The sequence below is a fragment of the Citrobacter sp. wls619 genome (assembly GCF_005281345.1).
GTDB lineage: Bacteria > Pseudomonadota > Gammaproteobacteria > Enterobacterales > Enterobacteriaceae > Citrobacter.
This window is the reverse complement of record NZ_SZXJ01000044.1, coordinates 337-22,110: the sequence shown is the minus strand read 5'-3', so window position 1 is coordinate 22,110 and position 21,774 is coordinate 337. Positions and strand designations below refer to the sequence as shown.

Annotated in this window: 17 protein-coding genes; all 17 read right to left on the bottom strand. The window is 48.0% G+C overall.

Translation table 11 applies throughout. The features are described from left to right. Positions 1-14 precede the first annotated feature (14 nt). Positions 15-1,346, bottom strand: a complete 1,332-nt coding sequence (locus tag FDX19_RS09385; protein WP_040230536.1) for an amino acid permease — start codon at positions 1,344-1,346, stop codon at positions 15-17. Between the two features lie 382 nt (positions 1,347-1,728). Continuing rightward, positions 1,729-3,093, bottom strand: a complete 1,365-nt coding sequence (gene tdcG, locus FDX19_RS09380; protein WP_137382491.1) for an L-serine ammonia-lyase — start codon at positions 3,091-3,093, stop codon at positions 1,729-1,731. An 89-nt stretch (positions 3,094-3,182) separates the two neighbouring features. Beyond that, positions 3,183-3,578, bottom strand: a complete 396-nt coding sequence (locus FDX19_RS09375) for an enamine/imine deaminase (RefSeq protein ID WP_137382490.1) — start codon at positions 3,576-3,578, stop codon at positions 3,183-3,185. 13 nt (positions 3,579-3,591) lie between these two features. Then, positions 3,592-5,886 (bottom strand): 2-ketobutyrate formate-lyase/pyruvate formate-lyase, encoded by a 2,295-nt coding sequence (gene tdcE, locus FDX19_RS09370; RefSeq protein WP_137382489.1) that lies wholly within the window; start codon positions 5,884-5,886, stop codon positions 3,592-3,594. A 28-nt stretch (positions 5,887-5,914) separates the two neighbouring features. Continuing rightward, complete coding sequence (gene tdcD, locus FDX19_RS09365; RefSeq protein ID WP_137382488.1) at positions 5,915-7,123, bottom strand: propionate kinase; 1,209 nt, start codon at positions 7,121-7,123, stop codon at positions 5,915-5,917. Between the two features lie 31 nt (positions 7,124-7,154). Next, positions 7,155-8,486 carry a threonine/serine transporter TdcC gene (tdcC, locus tag FDX19_RS09360; RefSeq protein WP_137382487.1) on the bottom strand — a complete coding sequence of 444 codons (1,332 nt, stop codon included), beginning with the start codon at positions 8,484-8,486 and terminating at the stop codon, positions 7,155-7,157. A 22-nt stretch (positions 8,487-8,508) separates the two neighbouring features. After that, entirely contained in the window at positions 8,509-9,498 is a 990-nt protein-coding gene (gene tdcB / locus FDX19_RS09355; RefSeq protein ID WP_137382486.1) for a bifunctional threonine ammonia-lyase/L-serine ammonia-lyase TdcB, read from the bottom strand. Positions 9,499-9,596: 98 nt separating this feature from the next. Further along, complete coding sequence (gene tdcA, locus FDX19_RS09350; protein ID WP_003828596.1) at positions 9,597-10,535, bottom strand: transcriptional regulator TdcA; 939 nt, start codon at positions 10,533-10,535, stop codon at positions 9,597-9,599. Between the two features lie 674 nt (positions 10,536-11,209). After that, the gene (locus FDX19_RS09345) at positions 11,210-13,048 is read right to left on the bottom strand and encodes an ATP phosphoribosyltransferase regulatory subunit (RefSeq protein ID WP_137382485.1); all 1,839 of its coding nucleotides are present in this window, start codon (positions 13,046-13,048) and stop codon (positions 11,210-11,212) included. Positions 13,049-13,196: 148 nt separating this feature from the next. Continuing rightward, positions 13,197-14,465 (bottom strand): histidine--tRNA ligase, encoded by a 1,269-nt coding sequence (gene hisS / locus FDX19_RS09340; RefSeq protein WP_137382484.1) that lies wholly within the window; start codon positions 14,463-14,465, stop codon positions 13,197-13,199. Next, entirely contained in the window at positions 14,462-15,844 is a 1,383-nt protein-coding gene (locus tag FDX19_RS09335) for an amino acid permease (protein WP_249357544.1), read from the bottom strand. Before FDX19_RS09335 ends, hisS begins: the two co-directional genes overlap by 4 nt. 212 nt (positions 15,845-16,056) lie before the next feature. Beyond that, positions 16,057-17,193, bottom strand: coding sequence for a histidine decarboxylase (locus FDX19_RS09330; RefSeq protein ID WP_048213363.1), 1,137 nt, complete (start codon positions 17,191-17,193; stop codon positions 16,057-16,059). Between the two features lie 40 nt (positions 17,194-17,233). Beyond that, positions 17,234-18,586 (bottom strand): histidine-histamine antiporter, encoded by a 1,353-nt coding sequence (gene hdcC / locus FDX19_RS09325; protein WP_005131726.1) that lies wholly within the window; start codon positions 18,584-18,586, stop codon positions 17,234-17,236. 609 nt (positions 18,587-19,195) lie between these two features. After that, positions 19,196-19,612 carry a hypothetical protein gene (locus tag FDX19_RS09320; protein WP_249357543.1) on the bottom strand — a complete coding sequence of 139 codons (417 nt, stop codon included), beginning with the start codon at positions 19,610-19,612 and terminating at the stop codon, positions 19,196-19,198. Next, a complete protein-coding gene (locus FDX19_RS09315) occupies positions 19,602-21,008 on the bottom strand; it encodes a PAAR domain-containing protein (protein WP_137382483.1) in 1,407 nt (468 codons plus the stop codon). Before FDX19_RS09315 ends, FDX19_RS09320 begins: the two co-directional genes overlap by 11 nt. A 10-nt stretch (positions 21,009-21,018) precedes the next feature. Next, complete coding sequence (locus FDX19_RS09310; protein ID WP_137382482.1) at positions 21,019-21,537, bottom strand: hypothetical protein; 519 nt, start codon at positions 21,535-21,537, stop codon at positions 21,019-21,021. 23 nt (positions 21,538-21,560) lie between these two features. After that, positions 21,561-21,774, bottom strand: a 214-nt coding sequence (locus FDX19_RS25295; RefSeq protein ID WP_212734707.1) for a hypothetical protein, incomplete at its 5' end; no start/stop codon positions are given.

The following is a 21,774-nucleotide window of genomic DNA, read 5'->3' as shown; positions in this document are numbered from 1 at the left end:
CTTGCTCAGATAACTCAGGAAAATGCCAGGAACGGAGAAACGCACAACAACAGGCCGGTGACGATAATCAGGTACAGAGAGGCGCCTTTGTATTTGTGCAATGCAGGAACTTTGTAGACCAGCCAGGCCGGGATCAGACAACCCACCATGCCGAAGATTGGGCTACAAATAGAGGTGAAGCTCAGTACCGGCGCATTGAGCACAATTGCACTCCAGGCCAGTAAGATAGCGAAGACCATGATGCCGCGTTGAACCAGCGTTTCGTTGATCTTCTCGGCTGGCATTTTGCGGCGCAGCACATTCATCACGATCCCCTGAGTGGCTTCACGAAAGCCCAGGTAAACGCCGAAGAAGGCGGTCATCACGGCGAAAATGTTCAGGATAACGCTGACGATTTTTACCCAACCTGCACCATCACCACTGATAAACTGCGCGGCAATCGCCAGAGCGGAGATGTTCTGCTCATAGGCTTTAACCGCTTCGTCGTGGCCCATCGCCAGCGTGAAGGAAACGGCGTAGAAAAAGACGGTGACAAACAGAATACCGAACGCGATGTTCATGGCACGCAGAGCTTTATGGCGTGCCACTTCAATCGATTTCTCACGAGAGCGGTACGAAATAACCATCGGGCTTAGCGTCTGAATAAACAGAATTGAAGTCAGGGTAAACGGCAGCGTGATAATTGCATTTTTGATCAGCAGCGCCATCGGCGGCAGCGAACCTGCGTTATATAAATGCCACATCCCGACCATCGATACACCGAGCGCCGCGACCACCAGCAGCTTGGTCAGTACCATACCGGTAGAGATTTTAAACAGCAGTTTTTCTCCGCGTGACGAGATGGCAACGAGGATGCAAATCAGCACCAGGCCATAGAACGGGCTGTCAGACAGCAACCCTTCAGTGACGCCAAACGTGTGCAGATAAGAGGCGCTATCGTTAGTGATAGCCGTGGAGTACACGAACATCCAGATAACCAGCATCACAAAATATAATGCGCCTAACAGGATGCCCCAGTTTTTACCCAAATAGCCGCTGATTACGCTCGGGTAGTCTTTGCATTCCGGGGATTCCGCCAGCGTGTTGATAAACAGGCGCTGGAATAAATACATCGCAGGATAGCCGATAATGGAGGAGAGCAAGAAAACCCACAGCCCCATCAGCCCTACCTGGACGGGAAGGAAAACAATCCCCGCACCAATTGCCATACCAATACTCATAATGACCCAGCCCGTGTCCGTGCTGTCGAACTTAATGGCTTCCCGCCATTCACTTTCGGTCATTCCCGCCCGACGCGCAGGCGCTGATGCGTCGAGTATTACGCTACTATTCGTTGCCGTTTCCATAATTTCCCGCTTAATGTGTAGGTAGAGGTTTTTTTTATTTTATCGCACTGCTTCAAGGCGATACGCAGTACTTAGGTGCAGGCGAGCTATTGGAGTAATGAAGAAATCATACGCGCAGGGTCAGAGAAAAACTTCACAAACAAACCCCTGTAATTTCTAAAAGTTAAGAAATATTTTCTCTTTTAAACTCAAATAAAGAATGTAATTTCTAATTTTGAAGCCGATCACAACAAAAAAGGTGCACTAAAGTGCACCTTTTTTGTTCTGCTATGTTGATTAATTCATTCATTGCCGGATGGCGGCGCTTGCGCCTTATCCGGCCTACAAACGCGCACAAACCGTAGGCCTGAAAGCTGGGCGCCATTAGGCTCGGCTTTTAACCTCAGGTACAAACCACTTTAATTGCCAGGCCGCCACGTGAGGTTTCACGGTATTTGTCGTTCATGTCTTTGCCCGTCTCGTACATGGTCTCGATCACTTTATCGAGTGACACGCGTGGCTCGGACGTCCGGCGTAACGCCATTCGTGCGGCGTTGACGGCTTTTACTGCGTTGATCGCATTACGCTCAATACACGGTATCTGCACCTGTCCGGCGACCGGATCGCAGGTCAGCCCCAGGTTATGCTCCATCGCGATTTCCGCTGCAATACAGACCTGCGCAGGGCTACCACCCAGCAATTCTGTCAGCCCGGCTGCCGCCATGGAACAGGCTACGCCAATCTCGCCCTGGCAGCCGACTTCGGCACCAGAAATCGAGGCGTTCATCTTATACAGCGCGCCTATCGCCCCGGCAGCCAGCAAATAACGGGCGATGGAGTTGGCATTCACCGGACGGCGGAACTTGTCGTAATAAGCCAGCACGGCAGGAATAATCCCGCATGCGCCATTGGTCGGTGCGGTCACAACCCGACACCCGGCGGCGTTTTCTTCGCTCACGGCCAGCGCGAACATGTTGATCCAGTCAATGACGTTCATCGGATCGCTGGACAAGTTATCACTGGAGACCAGCAGCCGACGCAGTGCCACGGCGCGACGCGGAACGTTGAGTGGACCAGGCAGAACGCCTTCGGTGTTCATGCCGCGTTCAATACCAGCGTGCATGACATCCCAGATGGCGGCAAAGCCAGCATCAATCTCTTCTTTGCTGCGCATCGCCAATTCGTTTTGCATCATCAGGCCGGAAACAGACAGCCCGTTGCGCTCACACAGTTTCAGCAGTTCGCTGGCGGAATGAAAGTTGTAGGGCACGTGTGCTTCAACGTCATGTGCCTGACCAAATTGCTCCTCTTCAACGATAAAACCACCGCCGACAGAGTAATAGGTTTTGCTTAATAGCGTTTCGGTGCCATTCCACGCGGTGATACGCATGCCATTTTCATGGCGCGGCAGCGTTTCGCTATGGAAGAGAATATTTTCATCTGGAGAGAAATCGACAACATGTGTGCCCTCAGCAACCGGTAAACGTCCGGTACGGGCCACTTCCTGAGTAAAACCAGCGATTGAATCTATATTAACGTTTTGCGGACTGTTACCGGCCAGCCCCATCATGATGGCGACATCTGTCGCATGACCTTTTCCGGTTAAGGAAAGTGATCCATAAAGATCGACCACAATATGCGTAGCCTTGGAGAGTTCCCCGCTGCTGACCAACAGATCGATAAAGCTTTTACCTGCGTTCATTGGCCCCACGGTATGGGAGCTGGAAGGTCCAATGCCAATCTTAAAAATATCGAATGCGCTAATCATATCCACACCCTCGGATTGCCGTTCAGTGAAGACCAGGTTTCACACTCATTAAAGGATCGGGGCGATCCGCACGATCGCCCCGCAGGGGATTACACCGTGTCGCCACGTACGGCGATGGCTTCAATCTCCAGCTTTACATCCTTCGGTAAGCGGGCGACCTGCACGCAACTGCGCGTGGGGTAGATAGCCTTGTGCTCATCAAAGAACTGCTGGTACACCTGGTTAATGGTGGCGAAGTCATTCAGGTCGGCCACGAAAACGGTGGTTTTCACGATGTCGCTCACTTTCAAACCGGCGGACTCGACAATCGCTTTCACGTTTTCCAGACTCTGACGTGCCTGATCGACCACGTTGTCAGCCACATCACCGGTCTGTGGGCACACCGGGATTTGACCCGACGTGAACACCATGCTGCCCAGATCCACGCCCTGTACGTAAGGACCAATGGCCCCTGGCGCACATTCAGTTGCAATAACTTTTCTCATAGCCCCTCCGGCGTTAAAGCGCCTGGGTGAAAGTACGGGAAATAACATCCTGCTGCTGTTCACGGGTCAACGCATTGAAGCGCACCGCATACCCAGACACGCGGATCGTCAGGTTCGGATAGTTTTCCGGGTGCTCAATGGCATCCATCAACATTTCACGGTTCATGACGTTAACGTTCAGATGCTGCCCACCTTCCACATGCGCTTCGTGATGGAAATATCCGTCCAGCAGACCGACCAGGTTGGTTTTACGTACGCTGTCCTCTTTGCCCAGCGCAGCCGGCACAATGGAGAAGGTGTACGAGATACCATCTTTGGCATAGGTAAATGGCAGTTTGGCAACAGACGTTAATGACGCGACAGCCCCTTTACGATCGCGGCCGTGCATCGGGTTCGCCCCTGGCGCGAATGGCGTGCCCGCGCGACGTCCATCCGGCGTATTACCGGTTTTCTGTCCATACACCACGTTGGAGGTGATGGTCAGAATGGACTGCGTCGGCACCGCGTTACGATAGGTTGGCAACACTTTAATTTTCTTCATAAAGCGTTCAACCAGGTCGCAGGCAATGCTGTCTACGCGCTCGTCGTTGTTACCGTATTGCGGATAGTCGCCTTCAATTTCGAAATCGACAGCCAGGCCATTTTCATCACGAATTGGTTTCACGCGGGCGTACTTAATCGCTGACAGAGAATCCGCCGCTACGGAGAGGCCCGCCATACCACACGCCATCGTGCGATAGACGTCACGATCGTGCAGCGCCATCAGCGACGCTTCGTAGCTGTACTTGTCGTGCATGTAGTGGATGATGTTCAGCGCGCTGATGTACTGCACGGCCAGCCAGTCCATAAAGTGGTCCAGGCTCTCCATCACCGTGTCGTAATCCAGCACGTCATCCATCAACGGTGCGGTTTTCGGTCCGACCTGGATTTTCAGTTTCTCATCCACACCGCCGTTGATTGCGTACAGCAACGTTTTGGCGAGGTTGGCGCGTGCGCCGAAGAACTGCATTTGTTTGCCGATAACCATCGGGCTGACGCAGCAGGCAATGGCATAGTCATCGCTGTCAAAGTCTGCACGCATCAGGTCGTCGTTTTCATACTGTAAAGATGACGTGACGATAGACACCTGGGCGGCATATTTTTTGAAAGCAATCGGTAGCTGCTCAGACCACAGCACCGTCAGGTTCGGCTCAGGCGCCGGGCCCATGGTGTGCAGCGTATGCAGGTAGCGGAACGAGTTTTTCGTCACCAGCGTGCGGCCATCCAGCCCCATGCCGCCGATAACTTCGGTCGCCCAGATAGGGTCGCCTGAGAACAACGTGTCGAATTCCGGCGTACGCAGGAAGCGCACCATACGGATCTTCATAATGAAGTGGTCGATCAGCTCCTGCGCCTGCTGCTCGTTTAAGATACCCGCTTTGAAATCGCGCTCAATGTAGATGTCGAGGAACGATGCGGTACGACCCAGCGACATCGCGCCGCCGTTTTGCGATTTCACCGCAGCCAGGTAAGCAAAGTACACCCACTGTACCGCTTCCTGCGCATTACGCGCCGGGCGGGAGATATCGCAACCATACTTCGCCGCCATTTCCTGCATTTGCAGCAGGGCGCGACGGTGTTCAGACAGTTCTTCACGCAGGCGAATTGTGGCTTCAAGATTCTGCCCCCACTCCAGGTTCGACTGGAGATCGGCAAATTGCAGTTCACGCTCACGCACCAGGTAGCGGATACCGTACAGCGCCACGCGGCGATAATCACCGATAATGCGGCCACGACCATAGCCATCCGGCAGGCCCGTCAGTACGCCGGATTTACGGCAGCGCAGCATATCCGGAGAGTAGGCGTCGAATACGCCCTGGTTATGGGTTTTACGCAGTTCTGTAAACTGATATTCAAAATCAGCGTCCATCTCACGACCATAAGCATCAAAAGAGCTTTTGATCATGTTGATGCCGCCAAACGGATGCAGAGCGCGCTTGAGCGGCTTATCCGTTTGCAGACCGACGATTTTTTCCAGTTCTTGTTCAATATAACCCGCATCGTGTGCGGTAATTGTCGTTGCAATATTGGTATCGAAATCAACCGGCGCGTGCGTCGAGTTTTCAATACGAATACCCGCCATCACCTTTTCCCACAGTGCAGTGGTCGCAGGCGTTGCTTCGGCGAGGAAAGATTCATCCCCTTCATAAGGCGTGTAGTTGTGCTGAATAAAATCACGGACATTAATTTCTTCTTTCCAGTCCGTACCTTTAAAGCCATTCCAGGCTTCGGCATACAGCATATCGCTGGTATCGATATTTACCTTCATGAAAAATAATCTCTCTGCTGAAAATTAATTATGCAAATTCTACTGGTGTATTAATTTTGCCTAACGCAATGGCATCACGAGCAATCATTTTCTCTTCATTTGTGGGAATTACCGCACAAATAACATGAGAATCTTTATTAGAGATAATTCTTTCGCCGTGAGAATTTGGCAGACTATTCATCTCGCTGTCGATATTCACACCTAAAACGGCAAGATGCTCAATCACCAGACGACGAATTAATACCGAGTTCTCACCTATTCCACCGGTGAAAATAATCCCATCAAGACGATGCAGTGATGCGGCATGTCCGGCGATATGGCGTGCAATACGATGCACAAACGTTTTAATCGCCAGTTGTGCGCGTTCGTGTCCTTCGTGCCAGGCTTTTTCCAGCGTACGTAAGTCGGACGACAAACCGGAAATACCCAACAGGCCAGATTCCTTATTCACTACGCGTTCAAGGTCGCTTAGCGTCTGGTTGGTTTCACTGGCGATCCACGCCATCGCACCGAAGTCCACATCACCGCTGCGAGTCCCCATCATCAGGCCTTCCAGCGGCGTCATCCCCATCGAGGTATCCACGCTCTGTCCATTACGAACCGCACAGATAGACGCGCCGTTCCCGAGGTGAGCCACAACCAGGCCAGAATCGTCATGCGGTAGCTCAAGCAGCTCATGCGCACGTTGAGAAACATAACGGTGCGACGTGCCGTGGAAGCCATAACGACGAACACCCAGCTCCTCAAAATATTTCCACGGTAAACCGTACATATACGCTTCAGGCGCCATTGTCTGGTGGAAGCTGGTATCAAATACCGCGACCTGCTGCACGCCTGGGAAAAGGTGCTGAGCGGACTCGATCCCACTCAGGTTCGCATAATTATGTAACGGTGCTAAAGGAGAGACCCGGCGAATATTCTCGATAACTTCGTCAGTAATAATTGCTGATTCGGTAAAGATATTTCCGCCGTGGGCAATACGGTGGCCAATTAAGGCCACGCTGTCCATTAAATTACGGTTCTCCAGTTCAACGGCAATAGCCTTTAATGCATCTTCGTAGCTGTGGTGAGCCAGCTTAGCTGGCTCACCTCCATTAATGGCTATGAACGCATTTTCAGAGTTAATACCGTCTGCAATTCCCGCCATTAAAACTTCACAGTTTGCTGCATCCAGCACTGAGAATTTAATGGAAGATGAACCGCAGTTAATAACCAGTACTACCGGAAACTCATTCATTTCACTACTCCGCTCATCCTGAGCTTATGGATTAAAACAGTTTGTAAACGATGTTCAGGATGGTCAGCAGACCAATCACGGTAACAAACACGTTATCCAGACGGCCACGGTATTTCGCCAGTGATGGCGCTTTACGGATGGCATACATCGGCAGCAAGCAGAGCAGTGAGGCGATAATTGGCGCACCCATTGCTTCAATCAGGTCCAGGATGTTCGGGTTGGCGTAAGCTACAACCCAGGTGGAACCCATGATGAAGATCATGCTGATAGTGTTGAGTTTGCCGGCGGAAACTTTGGTTTTATCGCCTTTGTAACCAAACTTCAGCACCAGACCGTTCAGACCTTCCAGCGTGCCCAGATAGTGGCCGAAGAAAGATTTGAAGATAGCAACCAGTGCGATGATAGAAGCACCGTATTCCAGAACGGTGGCGAAGGTGGACTTCGTACCGGACAGTGACGCGAAGTGGTTCGCCAGGTAAGACAGTACTGGAATGTTCTGCGCTTTCGCTTCAGCCATGTTGGCCGGAGAGAGTGTGAACAGGCAGCTAAAGGCGAAGAACATTACCACCGCAACCATCAGCATACTGGCGCGGGAGATGATTTTAGAACATTTCTGCTCGGTAAATTCACGACCAAAATCTTTCTCATACTCTTCACGTTTAGAGACCACGAAGGAAGAAACAATCGGCGAGAAGTTGAAAGAGAACACCATGATGGAAATACCCAGCCACACAGTGACCAGAATACCGTCATGACCCGTCAGCGCGATATTGCTGAGATCAACCTGCTGGATAACCGCAGAGTTCCAGTAAGGAATCAATGACAGAGAGATAAGCACCAGGCTGGCAATAAACGGCCATACCAGGTAGCTCATCACTTTAACCATCAGGTCCTTACCAAACCAGATGACGAATGCCATCAGCAGCAGCAGGAACAGGGCGACAAAGCCACGGTTCAGCGCAGGCATCTGTAACTGGTTTTCCCAGAAGGTCATAAAGGTGTTGGTAATGGTGACGCCGTAAATCCACAGCAGCGGACAAATCGCAAAGAAGTAGAGGAACGTGATAACCACGCCGCCCGTTTTACCAAAGTGCTCTTCAACCGTTTCTGTGATGTTGCCGGAAGGATTAGAACCGGAAAGACACAGGCGTGCCAGCGCACGGTGGCAGTAGAAAGCGATGGGGTATGCTAACACCAGCATCAACAGAATGGGGATCAAGCCGCCAAAACCTGCGCGGATAGGGAAGAACAACACCCCGGCGCCGATGGCTGTACCAAATAAACCCAGTGTCCAGGTGGTGTCTGATTTGCGCCAGGACGATTGTTTTGTCTGGCTGGATACAATGCTATCAGTAGTACTCATATCCTATCCTCAACGAAGTATATTAAGCGTCAACTAAACCAGTAATTTGGGATACACGAGAAAGATCGATATTACCGCCAGAAATAATGCTGACTGTTTTTCTGTTCTGGATATAGCTATCTAATTTCCCGCTTAATAATGCTGCGCATGCCAGCGCGCCGGCACCTTCAGTCACAACTTTATTTCGCTGAATTAATGCCACCATGCTGTTGCGAATTTCATCTTCGCTGACCAGGACAATGTCATCTACCAACTCACGAACGATTTCATACGTTAAAGTACCCGGGCGAGAGACGTCACAACCATCCGCCAGGGTGCCGGTCGTTCGGTGCGTGGTTATTTCTCCAGCGTGGAAAGATGCCGCCATGCCGTGAACGTTTTCAGACTGCACACCAATAATTCTAATTGTTGGGTTGATAGATTTAATTGCTACGGCAATACCCGCAATCAGTCCGCCCCCGCCGATTGGCACAATCACGTTATCGACATCGTACAGATCTTCCAGAATTTCCAGACCAATAGTGCCCTGACCAGCAATCACTTTCGGGTCATCATATGGCGGAATAAAGATACGGCCTTCAGTTTCCACAATCTCGCTGACCTTAGCGATGGTGTCGTTGAAGTTGTCGCCGTGCAGCACAACTTCTGCGGAGTAATCGCAGGTTGCCGCCACTTTAGATTTCGGCGCGCCTTTTGGCATCACCACTTTGCCGTCGATACCGAGCATAGCGCAGGAGAGAGAAACGCCCTGCGCATGGTTACCCGCAGAACACGCCACCACACCTTTGCGTCTTTCGGCTTCGGTTAATGAACTGAGCTTATTAAAAGCACCACGGATTTTAAATGAGCCCGTACGCTGCATGTTTTCGAATTTGAGGAAAATTTCCCCTTTGCAACGTTCACTAAAATAGTTAGAGCGAGGCATTCCCGTTTTATAAATTTTCCCCGCCAGTCTTTTTTTCGCTTCGAGGATATCTTCAATTGCAACTGGGAGATCGTATGTAATGTGCATTAGAACCTCTTACTAGGGTATTAAAGTAAATAGATAGCCGTGACCATTGTCAGATATAGACAGATGGCGTTTATTTTGTGTTAAAACAAATTCAATCTTTAATCAATTTCAATTAATTGCCTTCGTCTCCGACAATTATATGATGAATATTCTTTGGCTAATTCCACCAAAATAGATGCTGCTTTTTTAATTCGATAATTTTTCGACCATACGGCGGCATAACGCGCGACGGGTAAGGTTTCTTCTACCGGGATAGTAATAAACTGGTTTGAGCCAAACGGTGTGGTCATATCGCAGGGAATTACTGTTAAGAAATCAGCATTGAGAACAAGATTATAAATCGTAACGACAGAGTCTGTTTTAACGATGTTTTCACTGCTGATGCCATTATTTTGTAACGTGGTGAGAAGTTCGCTGTAGTACCCCATATTCGTTTGTGGCAACACCCACTGTTCGTTTTTCAACGCGCTCAGCGAGGTGATGCCGGTGCATGTTCGGGACTTGCTGGCAACCAGGATGAAGTCTGACTCAAAGAGCGGCTCGACGTGCAGATCGTGCAGTTTCATCTCATCACTTAGCGTACCGATGGCGAAGTCCAGACGCCCGTCACGAATCGCCGGTAAGAAGGAAGAGAGCTGAGCTTCATACATAGAAACCTGCGCTTTCGGGAACACTTCTTTGAATTTTTTAATCATGCCGGACATGATGGTAAAGGCAATCAGTGAAGGAAAGCCAAACGACACATCAACGACCGCGTTGCTGGTCATGCTGTTCATCTCATCAACCATGTTTTTCATTTCGCGGGTAATGGATTCAGACCATGAAAGCATCACCTGACCTGCCTGGGTCAGCGTCACTCCGGTATTTTTACGTACGACTAACTCAATGCCAAAATAAGCCTCAACATCGTTAATGATTTTGCTGACAGCGGGTTGAGTTAAACCTAATTCTTTTGCAGCCGAGCCGATAGAACCACTTCTAATGACTTCCTGAAAGACCACTAAATGCTGTGTTTTAGGGAGAGTAATAGTATTCATATCGACCTGCGTTAATTACTTTGTTGACGGCAGGAAGTGTACCAAATTAGGCAATCGAGGATATGTGCGACCACTCACAAATCCCCTTCACTTACATTTTGTAAGATTATTATGAAACAATAAAATACTTTGTAATCAATAGATTACAAAAACATGATCTCACTTTAACCTGACTTTAATCAAAAAAAGATGGGGGGATAACGGAATTTTATGGCAATAACACACCTGTTTTTTTCGCTATTTCCAAAAATCGTGAAAGGCTATATTTCAATCAATTACAGAGCAATTATCCGGCAAAATGATGCTTAAATTTAATAAGCAACTTATCAAATTTAATTATATTTTAATTGTAACCATGAATAAATAACGCCATGCATCACATTTTTTCGCCTTATTTGTTTGTAAAGAAACATTGCATTTATTAATATTTAAATTAAACAACACATAAAATTATCATATGCAACATTACATTAACACTGTTTTTGTACGATTTATCAGCGAGTAATTTTGTGATGGCGATCGATTGCGTTCATTTATTCTCGAGAAAAACGTATCGCACAGCGTTTTGTGTTGCTTGTCACAAAACGGGAAATATCCACCAGTACCTTTTGCCAGAAAAAGAAAGTTATCCCCTTCAATAAAGGGAAAGCCACTTTTCATTGCGAGCCACCGGGTTACATCATTAACGCCATACTTAAATGCGCTGTCGCTTCATGAAGGGGGATTTGCACCCAGCAATGGCTTTCTTCATCACAAAAAGTGACCTCATTGTCGCTACCGTCTATCAGCAAAATAAAACGCGCCCCCTGCCGTTGCGCGTTCTTCTGCCGGGTCGATAAGCGTAGCGTGGAGCAATCATTGACAATGCTCAAATGCGGGAAATTACGCCTGAGCCGGCGGCCAAGCAGTATTGCCTGATCCCGTGCCCGTTCCTGGCTGGGTATGATGACAACATCGACATGCTTAGCGTAATCGCTGCTTTTTTTCGTCGCGGTGAGCAACTGCATAATCGGTTCCAGCATGAAAGCGAAGCCACATGCAGAGACAGGATGCCCAATTAGCCGACTGGCGCTATTGTCGTAACGCCCGCCCCGACACAGTAATTTATTGTGATGCAACGAATCCGCATACCATTCGAAAAGCTGGTCGTTATAGTCATTTACGGGGAAGAGATTTTTATCGTGGGTAAAAGGAATATTCAGTGCAGTCAGTGAGTCGCAAAGATGCGTAAAACGCTGACGGGATTGTAATGACAGGCATGCTTCAAGTTGCGGCGCTTTTTCTGCCAGCCGCAGCATCAAATTATCTTTATCACTCAGTAAACGCTCTGGATGTTGCTCCAGGCAAGCTAACTGCCTGGCATTAAGCAGTGATGCCAGCGGCTGATAGTATTGCTGCAAGTGACGGCGAAATTGAGTGAACTCCTCGACATTGCCTAATGCATTGATTTTGAGTTCGACAAACGGCAACAGCTGTAGTGATTTGAAAAAATCGTACTGTAAGGAAATGAGTTCAATCTCAATGCCAATATCTGGATAGCCAAACGCTTCCACGCCTAATTGGTGAAATTGGCTGATGTTCTGCTGGTTCTGACGGCGGAACATTGCCCCCAGATACCATAATCGTGTGCCGATTTGTAAATTCTGATATTGCGATAAAAGCCGTAGGCAGCCCATCGTTCCATCACCACGAAATAACGCCTGATGATTAAGCATTAGCTCATCACTTTCACCGGAAAAAGACCTCGTCGCGTTTTCTTCCAGCCTTTCAAGAAGCGGCATGCGGATCTCCTTGTAGCAATACTGCTGCAATAAATACTCCGCTTTTTTTTCCAGCCACTCCCAGTCCGCGGCGGGGTTCTGGTAATGCTTACGTGGACGACCACTTTTTCGTGGCCGCAGATTTCGCTGATATTTTTCTTCCAGCGACTGAGAGTAAGGCGTCGTTGCCAGCAGGCAGTTTTGCACCAGTGATGACTCAATACGCGTAATGACGGCTGGAACAATCATCCCCAGGCAAAAGCGCTGATAGGCACCTGAACGCTGCGCCGCATTTTCTCCGAGGCGCAGGTACTCTTCATGGGGAGTAATCCGCACTTCGGGGGAATCAGCAAAGCTATGATGCGGTGTTTCATCCACACAATGGCATTCAACGTATTTTTTTGTCAGTAAGAAATAGGCGTTGGGTTCGACGGGGCAGCAATTGTACCGGCTATCCCAAAGCGTACCGTGGCGTTGGTGACGGTGGTTGAAGTAGTGGGTGTAACCTTTGGCGATATATTGCATAAAACGCCCGAGGCATTCTTTATCAGGAGCGGAGAGAAATAAAAATATTTTCTTTGATGAAAGTGAATACGCATGTAATTTTATCGCATAGATACTCATTGCGGTATCGACGCATTGATAAAAATACTGGTAATCTTCTTCACCTTTAAAAATAGTTTCATCATTATGCCCGCACAATTGCACGAGGTGAGGAATTCCATCGATAAATAATCGGTTTTTTCGTGGCATAGGAATAATGTGTAAATAATATTTAAGTGGGCTAAATAGTGTTTTTTATTAGTGCATAAGCCACGTCTGTTAATATATTACGATTTCTAAAGAATCTTACAGGAGCTACCAAAAGACAACAAGATGCCCTTTTGATAGCCCAGTTCACTTATTTCTGGTTAAGCTCATCAAGTCGTAATGCAATATCTTGAATCGCTAGTAAATTTTGCTGGTTATTTTGTAAATCCCAAAGACGAATTTGTTGATCAGCATTAATGGTCAGAATAAAACGACAACCACTCTTAAGGGCATTTTGATGCTGTCGTTTAAGTTTGGTACCGCTACAATCAGTGAGGACACGTAAACCAGGCAGGTCTCGACGAAGCGCGCAAGCCAGCACTTGCACCTGTATCCCCCCATCCTCCAGCTCACTGGTAATCACAACATCAGGATGGAATTGCCACTGAGGATTCAGGCCGTCATAAACCGTCTGCAGCAGAAGCAACAATCGTTCGATACCTATGGCAAACCCACAGGCGGGCAATTTCTTACCATTAAATAACTCAGCCAGACCATCGTAACGACCACCACCGCAAACTGTCCCCTGAGAACCTAAGTCATCGGTAATCCATTCAAAAACAGTGCGTGAATAATAATCCAACCCGCGCACCAGTCGTGGGTTAATGTGATAGGTTATATCGGCATTGTCGAGCAGAGTCCGCAACGTATTGAAATGCCGCTGTGAATCATCCTCCAAAAAATCCAGTAAGCGAGGTGCGTTCTCTATCATTTCTTGCATTTCAGGGTTTTTACTATCAAGGATACGCAGTGGGTTTACGTCCAGGCGCTTGATGCTGTCTTCGTCCAACATGTCTCTATGTTGAGTAAACCAACTCACCAGTTCCCTGCGATGTGCCTGGCGTTCTTCCGGCGTCCCTAATGAGTTAATTTCCAGCCGGACGTTCTGTGATATGCCTAAATCTTCAAATAGATCGCGCACCATAAAGATCAGTTCAGCATCAACATCGGCACCGGACATTCCGAAGGCTTCGACGCCAAACTGCGTGAACTGGCGTAGCCGCCCTTTTTGCGGACGCTCGTAACGAAACATCGGCCCCTGATACCACAAACGCTGTGACTTGTTGTAACACATGTTATTTTCCAGGACCGCCCGCATACATCCGCTGGTCCCTTCCGGGCGCAAGGTAATATGCTCACCGCTTTTATCGGTAAAGTCGTACATTTCTTTTGAGACGATATCGGTCGCTTCACCCACCGCACGTTCAAAGAGCGCAACGGGTTCCAGGAGCGGCAGACGCATTTCCTGGTATCCATAACGAAACGCCATTTGATGAAATTTACGCTCCAGCCACTGCCACATTGGTGTTTCGTCAGGCAGCACATCGCGCATACCTCGTATGGCCTGAATTTTGCTCATGACAACTCCTTGCTTAATAAAGAAAAAGATTGTTCAGTTAAATTGTGCTGCGGGACACTCTTGTTCAGACGATGGCGCCGGGCAACATAAAGAAGGTAAAGAGGGATGGTGATCATCTGTAAAATAATTCCCCATACCACGGTGGAGGCACTCTCTGTCATTAACGCCAGCGCAATAAAGCTCAACGCAACCAGACTGAGGCAGCAATAAGTCCAGAAACTGGCATCGCCTCCCCGGCGATGAACAACCATCATGACCGGCAGTGAGACTGCAGCAAATGCATAGGGGAGTAAGCTGGCAGAGATAGCCAATGTAATCACGCTCTGGAACTGGTTCTGCAGATTTGGCGACAATGTGAATAGCAGGAGTGCAGTCATCAGCGCTGCAGTAAAAACCAACCCACACCAGGGAACACCATGGCGGTTAGTACGGGCAAAAAAAGCAGGGAGCAAATTATCTTCCGCCGCAGCCCTGGGGACTTCCGTTTGCAGGATTTGCCAACCAGGCATCGCACCGAGGCAAGCGATAACAACCATGGCTGAAATAATCGCCCCAGCCGTACTGCCCCACATTGCTTTTGCACTGTCGGCAAAAGGTGAGGAAGAGTTCATCAGCACATCATGGGGGAGCAGCCCCATCATGACATTGGTTGAACTGGCATAACATAACCCAGCGATCCCCAACCCTAACAAGGTGGCCAGAGGTATAGTGCGGCGTGGATTTTTCACTTGGCTAAACGAGACAGATGCAGACTCAATCCCCAGAAAACCCCATAATGAAATGGTTGCCGCATTAATGATTGCCTGATGATCACTGACGCCACTCAGATTCCAGGCTGCCTGATAACGAGCAACGTCAAAATGCCCCCAGCCCATGACGCCGATGCTGAGGATCACCAGCACCATGCAACTGCCCGTGAACATTTGCATATAGCCAACCCGTTTTGCGCCACGTAATCCCCAAAGAACAGAGCACCAAAGCAGCACAATGCATGCCGTCGTGCCATAAAGTGGGTTGTGTAATACCGGGAAGAAGAAAGAGAGATATCCCACGCCGGCTAGCAGCAGCGCACAGTTGCCAATCCACGTTGACAACCAATAGAACAATGTCATTTGTAGGCCGATAAAGGGGCCAAAGCTGGCAGTAATACTGGCTATGATGCCGCCATTGCGCGGAAATAACTCACTCATTTTGCAGAAAATGAGTGCCAGGGCAGCAATCGCTAAAAACGCGAGCCCCCATCCCCAGACAGAGATTGAACCTATTCTCGCAAGCGTGGCAGGCAGCATAAACACACCGCTACCCATCATATTTGATGCTGTCATCATGGTCAGCGCAAGCAGGCCCATTTGGTTTGTCTTCGCGCAACATTTATCCATGCCAGTCCTCATTTAATAGATCATGGTGAGATGAACGGGACTTCTCCCGCGCATGTTCAGGGCCAAAGTTTGTCGTTACAACCCATCGGTAAAGCGGTAATCTCGTTGCAGGCTCTGTAAGCACAGAGCCTGACAGACGCAACCGATAATGATTGGTCTCGGCATCGGTTGCGGCGCTCCTGAGGGCAGTGATGATTATCACTGCCCTTTCTTCATGCGGCCTGTTGGTTCAGGTCGGCAATGACATCGTCAATCAGCTCATCAATCTTGCTGGAGTCAAGGTGGTGGGCAGTGGTAATCAGGTGAGCGATGTCACCGGAGGTGGCCAGACAGTGCTTTTTCCAGACGGCTTCTGACGGGCAAGGGAAAACCACGGTAATAGAGTTTTTATTGCGCCAGGCATCAATACCCGCAGCCTGTAAGCGATCGACTGCGTATTGCGCCATATTCAGGCTATGTTCAATGCGGCGTTGCCAGTCGCTCCAGGAGTGGCTGCGAATCGCTTCCCACATCATTAGCGGCGTATGGCCGTTACGAGAACCAGAAATGGTTTTATCGTGTGCAGAGATGTAATCAATTTCGACAGAAATCCGGTCAACGTTTTTCCTTTTCGCTACCACGATGCCGCAGGGAATAGGCGAGCCAATCATTTTGTGGCCGGAAACGCCAATAGAATCAATACCATCAGCGAAGTTAAAAGGTTGCGGATCGTTCACAAACGGCAAAATCATACCGCTCAGCGCAGCATCAGCGTGTAGATAATAATCGTCACGTTTGATACCCAATTGACCAATCCGTTGTTGGATCTCAGCAATATTATCAATAGCGCCACGAACGGTTGTGCCGATATTTGCAAAAATAATCGGATGTTCTTCGTTGTCGCGTTGAATTTTACGAATCAAGTCATCATAGTCCATCTCGCCATTCGGCTGTGATTCCACCAGACTTGATTTGATGCGCAACAACTTAACAATTTTCGCAACGGAATAATGAGTATCTTTCGAGTAATAAAGCGTACCCTCTGGAAACAGTTCACGCCCCAGATAGCAGCCAAACATATTACCTTCAGTTCCCCCATTGGTAACGTAGCCCCAGCTTTCCTCAAATGGGATTTTAAAAATACTGGCGAAATACTCCATTACCTCTTTTTCAAAATCAAACGAGTTCAGCAAATAATTACAATACTCTCCCCAGTCGCCACAATTGTTTATAGAGAAACGCATAAACCGTTCCAGTATCGTGTAATCGAAGTCGGCTGACTCCGGGTAACCTATATTAAAATACTGATTTTTTACGCAATATGACCAAAAAGCATCGAGCTTATTCTGATCGACAATAGATAATGTCATTTTAAACTCCCGTGGATGAAACTAATACAGTTGGATACGTTTAGATACGTTTATCTAAATAAAGAATATCCTGACCTTTCTTGCTGCGCCCGGCAGCAACAAAAGAGAATAATGGAATGGTTACCATCATCATCAAGATGCCCCAGAATATGGAGTCGCTGCCAGAACCAAGCAAAGCAAAAATGCAGTAAATCATGCCAATAACAACCAACGTGCAGTAAAACATAAACGATCTTCCACGATTGGCTTTCTTTGAAACAAGGATAATTGGAAGCGAAATCAGGGCGTACATATATGGCAGAAGTGAAGCAAATACCGACATTAAGATGACAGCCTGGAATTGTTTCGCCAGATTCGGAGAGGCCGTCAGAAGCAAGACAATACTCATTAATACACCGGTAAAAATGAGGCTTTTCATCGGGACATCTTGCTTGTTGGTTTCTTCAAAGAATTTCGGGAAAAGTCCTTGTTGAGCACCTGCGCGCGGGCCTTCTGACTGAAGTATCAGCCAACCCGAAATGGAACCAAAGCAGGCAATGATGCTCAGTGCGGAAGCAATGTTCCCTGCCGTATTACCGAACATATAGCGTGCGGCATCAGCAAAAGGTGCTGCTGAATCGACCAGAACGTTATGTGGTACTAACCCCATAATAACGGTGCAGCTACCGACATAGCATACGGAGGCGATTAATAACCCCATAACGGTAGCCCGAGGAACCGTACGTTCAGGATCTTCGACCTGACCGGTAGAAACGACTGCAGATTCAATACCAAGGAAGCCCCATAGCGCAATCGACGCAGCAGAAATAATTGCTGAGGAATCACTATGACCCGTTCCATTATAAACTTCAGTATAGAGCGACGGGTTAAACCAGAACCACCCAATAAATCCTACGCCTAATATTACGATTAACCCGCAGGTTGCGGTAAAGGATTGTGCCCGCCCCGCAACTTTGGCACCAAAACTAGCAAGGAAAACAAATGCCCACAGAATAATAATTGCGGCAATACAACCGTAAGTTGGATTTTTAAGCTCTGGGAAAAAGAAACTGAGATAGCCGACACCTGCGACCAATAGTGCAACGTTACCTACCCATGCGCTGATCCAATAGCACATTGTTGTCTGAAACCCAATGAATGGGCCAAAGGCATCACTGGCATAAGCCACGATACCGCCGGTACGAGGTGTAATTAAACTGGTTTTAGCGAAAACTAATGCAAGTGCAATAACGCCGATGATGGTAAATACCCATCCCCATATTGAGATGGAGCCTATTCCTGCGAGATTAGTTGGCAACATAAATACGCCAGACCCCATCATATTTGATGCGGTCACTAACGTTAGGGCAATGACTCCCATTTTATGAGCAGAGCCTGAGCTTACTGTTCCCATAATGGTTTCCTATTAATTTAAAATTTTGCAATAAGTGGAAATTCGTACTGAATTCGTGGGCCATTGTTATGAATAGAAATGTCCATTATTGTGACAACAATCAAAAATAATAATTGATCAATTTTTTTTGAGCGGTTTTTTTGCTCACTTTTTAACCATTTTATCGGTAATTGACTCTGTCCCCTTTTATTCGACCTGAATAAAACAAAGGCGACACTAAAATAATCAGGAAAAAAACCACGACGATCGTTTATTAATAATGTACTTTTTTGTTGATGGTGTTGTTTCAATGTTAACAATTATGAGTAATTTAAAGACACCTATTTATCACGCCAAAAACGGGCATTTCTGATATGGATAAAGTAGAAGGGTGTGATTCAAAAGAGGGAACATAATTTATGTTACAACAGATAGAACGATGACTTCCTGCGGGCTACGCCTCACAAAGCAAAAACCCCGCCGAAGCGGGGTTTTATAAAGAGTGAAGCTGACCGATAAGCCGGCTTCGTTCAACCATACGTCAGGCATCTACAGCACTGGGGTTGTCGTGTGTCGCAGACTGTATCGCAGTTTGTGTTACAGTGCAAAGTCCACCGAGTGAAGCTCCTTTCACACCCAACCATGCCTAATTGCTAACATTTGTAACACACCAACGACAAAAAACAACAGACTGACAACCGCTAGGTATATCTCCGCGTAGAATGGGCCAATAAGCCGTTTTGGTAGCCCACGAATAAAGTCCTTATCATCGTTTTTGGTCAGGATTGAGCTTTTATTCCACAACAGCGGCATGTATATAAAACTCACTTTTGTGCTGTATGCCACTTTGACATAAAGCGTGTTGACGTTCTCGAACAGCAATACAGCATCAGGCAAACTACCGTATCTTTCTTTGTACAGGATGCAGATCTCTTTAAATCTATCCCTGTTCAGAACTGAGGCTATGATACTGGCTATACCGAAGCCGAAAGCAAGTGCACCAATAATTACTGTTGCCTTGGCGCTAAGTAGGTCATCAATGGTCATTGCTTGTAACCTCATATAGCGATTCACCAACGAAGCCACCGAACGCGGATGTGGCTTTATCGCTCCCATATGCAATAGCTCCATTTACGCCAAGCGTACAAAGTAATGCTCCGGCACCTGCGGCTTCTATGGTTGCAGCGCCAAGCACTATCGCACAGACGGTATTTGCTGCGACTGTACCCGCAATTTTTCCAGCTATCGCTCCGCCGATCAGGCTCCCGGAAAACTCCCCAATGGAAGTAAACGACGTTTTCGCACAGTCCCTGCCCACGGTGCAGGCTTCGGTGATTTTTGCGGCAGTATCAAAGGCAGACAGACCAATGCCGATCTTCCCGGCGGTTTCCATCCACTTGACGTACTTTGCCAGCTTCTCGATATGGGTTGCGTAACCTTCAATATCGCTTACGCCTGTTTCGTTCCAGCGGTGTGTGATTGAACGGCTTGAGAGGCCAAGGGCACTTTTTAGATCTGCGTACTCGTTGAACATGAAGCGATGTTTCATGAACATCTTAAGAACGCTATCAAGCTGACCAAACAAGCGGCGGCGTTCAACGAAGAATTGTTCGCCAATCAGTGTGCCGCTGGTGATGTACTGGTTTTTGTAGGTCTTCTCGATCTCGACAAGGATTTTTTCTACCTGTTCGAAATACCCTTTCGCGGCTTCGGTTGCTTGTCCTGAGTATCCATAAGTATCGCTCGCCGTACTGGCAGCAGCGGCGAACATCTCAATGGTGTCTTTGTGTTTGAAAAGGAAGTTGGCTTGCTGGATTGAGAGCGGCGCTAATGCTGCGTCAATACGCTGTTTCGCAGCTTGCATGTGGGCGATCTGTTCGTTGTCCTGCATATCAGGGTCAACCACCAGCAGAATAGATCCCGCTTTGTATTCCTTACCAGCACCATTCAATGAGCGGTAAAGTTCTCGGGTTCCTTCTGGCTGACCGCCAGCAAACAGGATGCTTTCGAAAGATTCGGTTGTCGATTGTCGAGGGACTACACAAAAACCAGCATCTACACCAATGCGTTTCTTTTTGGCTGTCTGGGCATGTTGTTCTGGCTCTTGCTGAGTTTGTTGTTCCGGGGCTATACCAAAGGCTGCTGGTTTAGCGCTCATCATTCCCGGATGACGTTCGCCTGTAAAACCAGATATAGCGATCACAAAGTTATCTTTGCAGTGGCATAAAACCAGATCCCCATCACCCGCGATGAAACCCGCTTCAAGGAATCCGGTATAGGTTGCATTGATTTCAAAAGCACCTTTGCAAACATCACACCATGCTTTATCACCAGCCCTCACCAATGGATTGTGGTCTTCATCAAAAATAGTTGATGAGGCGGAAATAATGTGCCCGTACCTCGTTTTATTCCCCAGCTTTGCAAGCGTTCTTTGCGTAACCATCTTTGATCCCTCAATGAGTAAGCTCTGTTTCAGATACTTTTTCTACTTTGAAATGGTTAACAAGAAATCCTTTAGCTGCCGGGATACCACGGCGAAGTACCAGTATTGCTCTACCTTGTGGTGTGCTTATTATTTCATCACCATTACTGAGGCAACTGCCAACAAGTGCAACGCTTTGACCAGTGCCATTATGTCCAGCGTCTCCTGCGCCACTGATTACTGCCGCTTTTGCGCCATCGGGATAAACAACAGTATCCAGAGTTTGAGCTACTCGCAGTTTTTGACCGTTGCTAATCTCTATTTCCGCAGTAACAGTTGCGGTTTTGAGTATGCCGCCGTCACGAGTCAGACTTCCTTCAACCGCGATGCGGTAGATCTCAATAACTGGATGCTGTTTCAAGTCAGCTTGCTGTTTAGCAAGGAACTCCTGCGATTCCTCAGTCATTCCGGAAAGTTGCTCATAACTGAAAGCGGGTTTATCAAAAGAAGCCAAAATCTCTGGAGTAAGTTCGTTGGTATACTGCTTCATAAGTCCCTCTACTTGCTGTGAGTTTATCCGTGCCCAACATTCATTGTACAAATAACAACCACACGCAGGAAGTTATTTTTACTTAAAGTAAAACTGTGTTTTAAATAATTTTCAGGGTGAACATTTCCTGATTTTTGATTCACCTTGTGAAGTATCAAAGGTTTTGCTGTACGGGCAATGTTTCGACCTGGTGGCGTAGGTGAAGGTATAAAGACTGTTGCGGCACTGACCGAATCA

Excerpts from the sequence above, each read along its gene's own strand:
- FDX19_RS09375 (WP_137382490.1), bottom strand. The coding sequence starts at position 3,578 with ATGAGAAAAGTTATTGCAACTGAATGTGCGCCAGGGGCCATTGGTCCT.
- FDX19_RS09315 (WP_137382483.1), bottom strand. The coding sequence starts at position 21,008 with ATGGTTACGCAAAGAACGCTTGCAAAGCTGGGGAATAAAACGAGGTAC.
- FDX19_RS09320 (WP_249357543.1), bottom strand. The coding sequence starts at position 19,612 with ATGACCATTGATGACCTACTTAGCGCCAAGGCAACAGTAATTATTGGT.
- tdcD (WP_137382488.1), bottom strand. The coding sequence starts at position 7,123 with ATGAATGAGTTTCCGGTAGTACTGGTTATTAACTGCGGTTCATCTTCC.
- FDX19_RS09345 (WP_137382485.1), bottom strand. The coding sequence starts at position 13,048 with ATGCCACGAAAAAACCGATTATTTATCGATGGAATTCCTCACCTCGTG.
- FDX19_RS09330 (WP_048213363.1), bottom strand. The coding sequence starts at position 17,193 with ATGACATTATCTATTGTCGATCAGAATAAGCTCGATGCTTTTTGGTCA.
- hisS (WP_137382484.1), bottom strand. The coding sequence starts at position 14,465 with ATGAGCAAAATTCAGGCCATACGAGGTATGCGCGATGTGCTGCCTGAC.
- tdcG (WP_137382491.1), bottom strand. The coding sequence starts at position 3,093 with ATGATTAGCGCATTCGATATTTTTAAGATTGGCATTGGACCTTCCAGC.
- hdcC (WP_005131726.1), bottom strand. The coding sequence starts at position 18,586 with ATGGGAACAGTAAGCTCAGGCTCTGCTCATAAAATGGGAGTCATTGCC.
- tdcE (WP_137382489.1), bottom strand. The coding sequence starts at position 5,886 with ATGAAGGTAAATATCGATACCAGCGATATGCTGTATGCCGAAGCCTGG.
- FDX19_RS09310 (WP_137382482.1), bottom strand. The coding sequence starts at position 21,537 with ATGAAGCAGTATACCAACGAACTTACTCCAGAGATTTTGGCTTCTTTT.
- FDX19_RS09385 (WP_040230536.1), bottom strand. The coding sequence starts at position 1,346 with ATGGAAACGGCAACGAATAGTAGCGTAATACTCGACGCATCAGCGCCT.
- tdcA (WP_003828596.1), bottom strand. The coding sequence starts at position 10,535 with ATGAATACTATTACTCTCCCTAAAACACAGCATTTAGTGGTCTTTCAG.
- tdcC (WP_137382487.1), bottom strand. The coding sequence starts at position 8,486 with ATGAGTACTACTGATAGCATTGTATCCAGCCAGACAAAACAATCGTCC.
- tdcB (WP_137382486.1), bottom strand. The coding sequence starts at position 9,498 with ATGCACATTACATACGATCTCCCAGTTGCAATTGAAGATATCCTCGAA.
- FDX19_RS09335 (WP_249357544.1), bottom strand. The coding sequence starts at position 15,844 with ATGGATAAATGTTGCGCGAAGACAAACCAAATGGGCCTGCTTGCGCTG.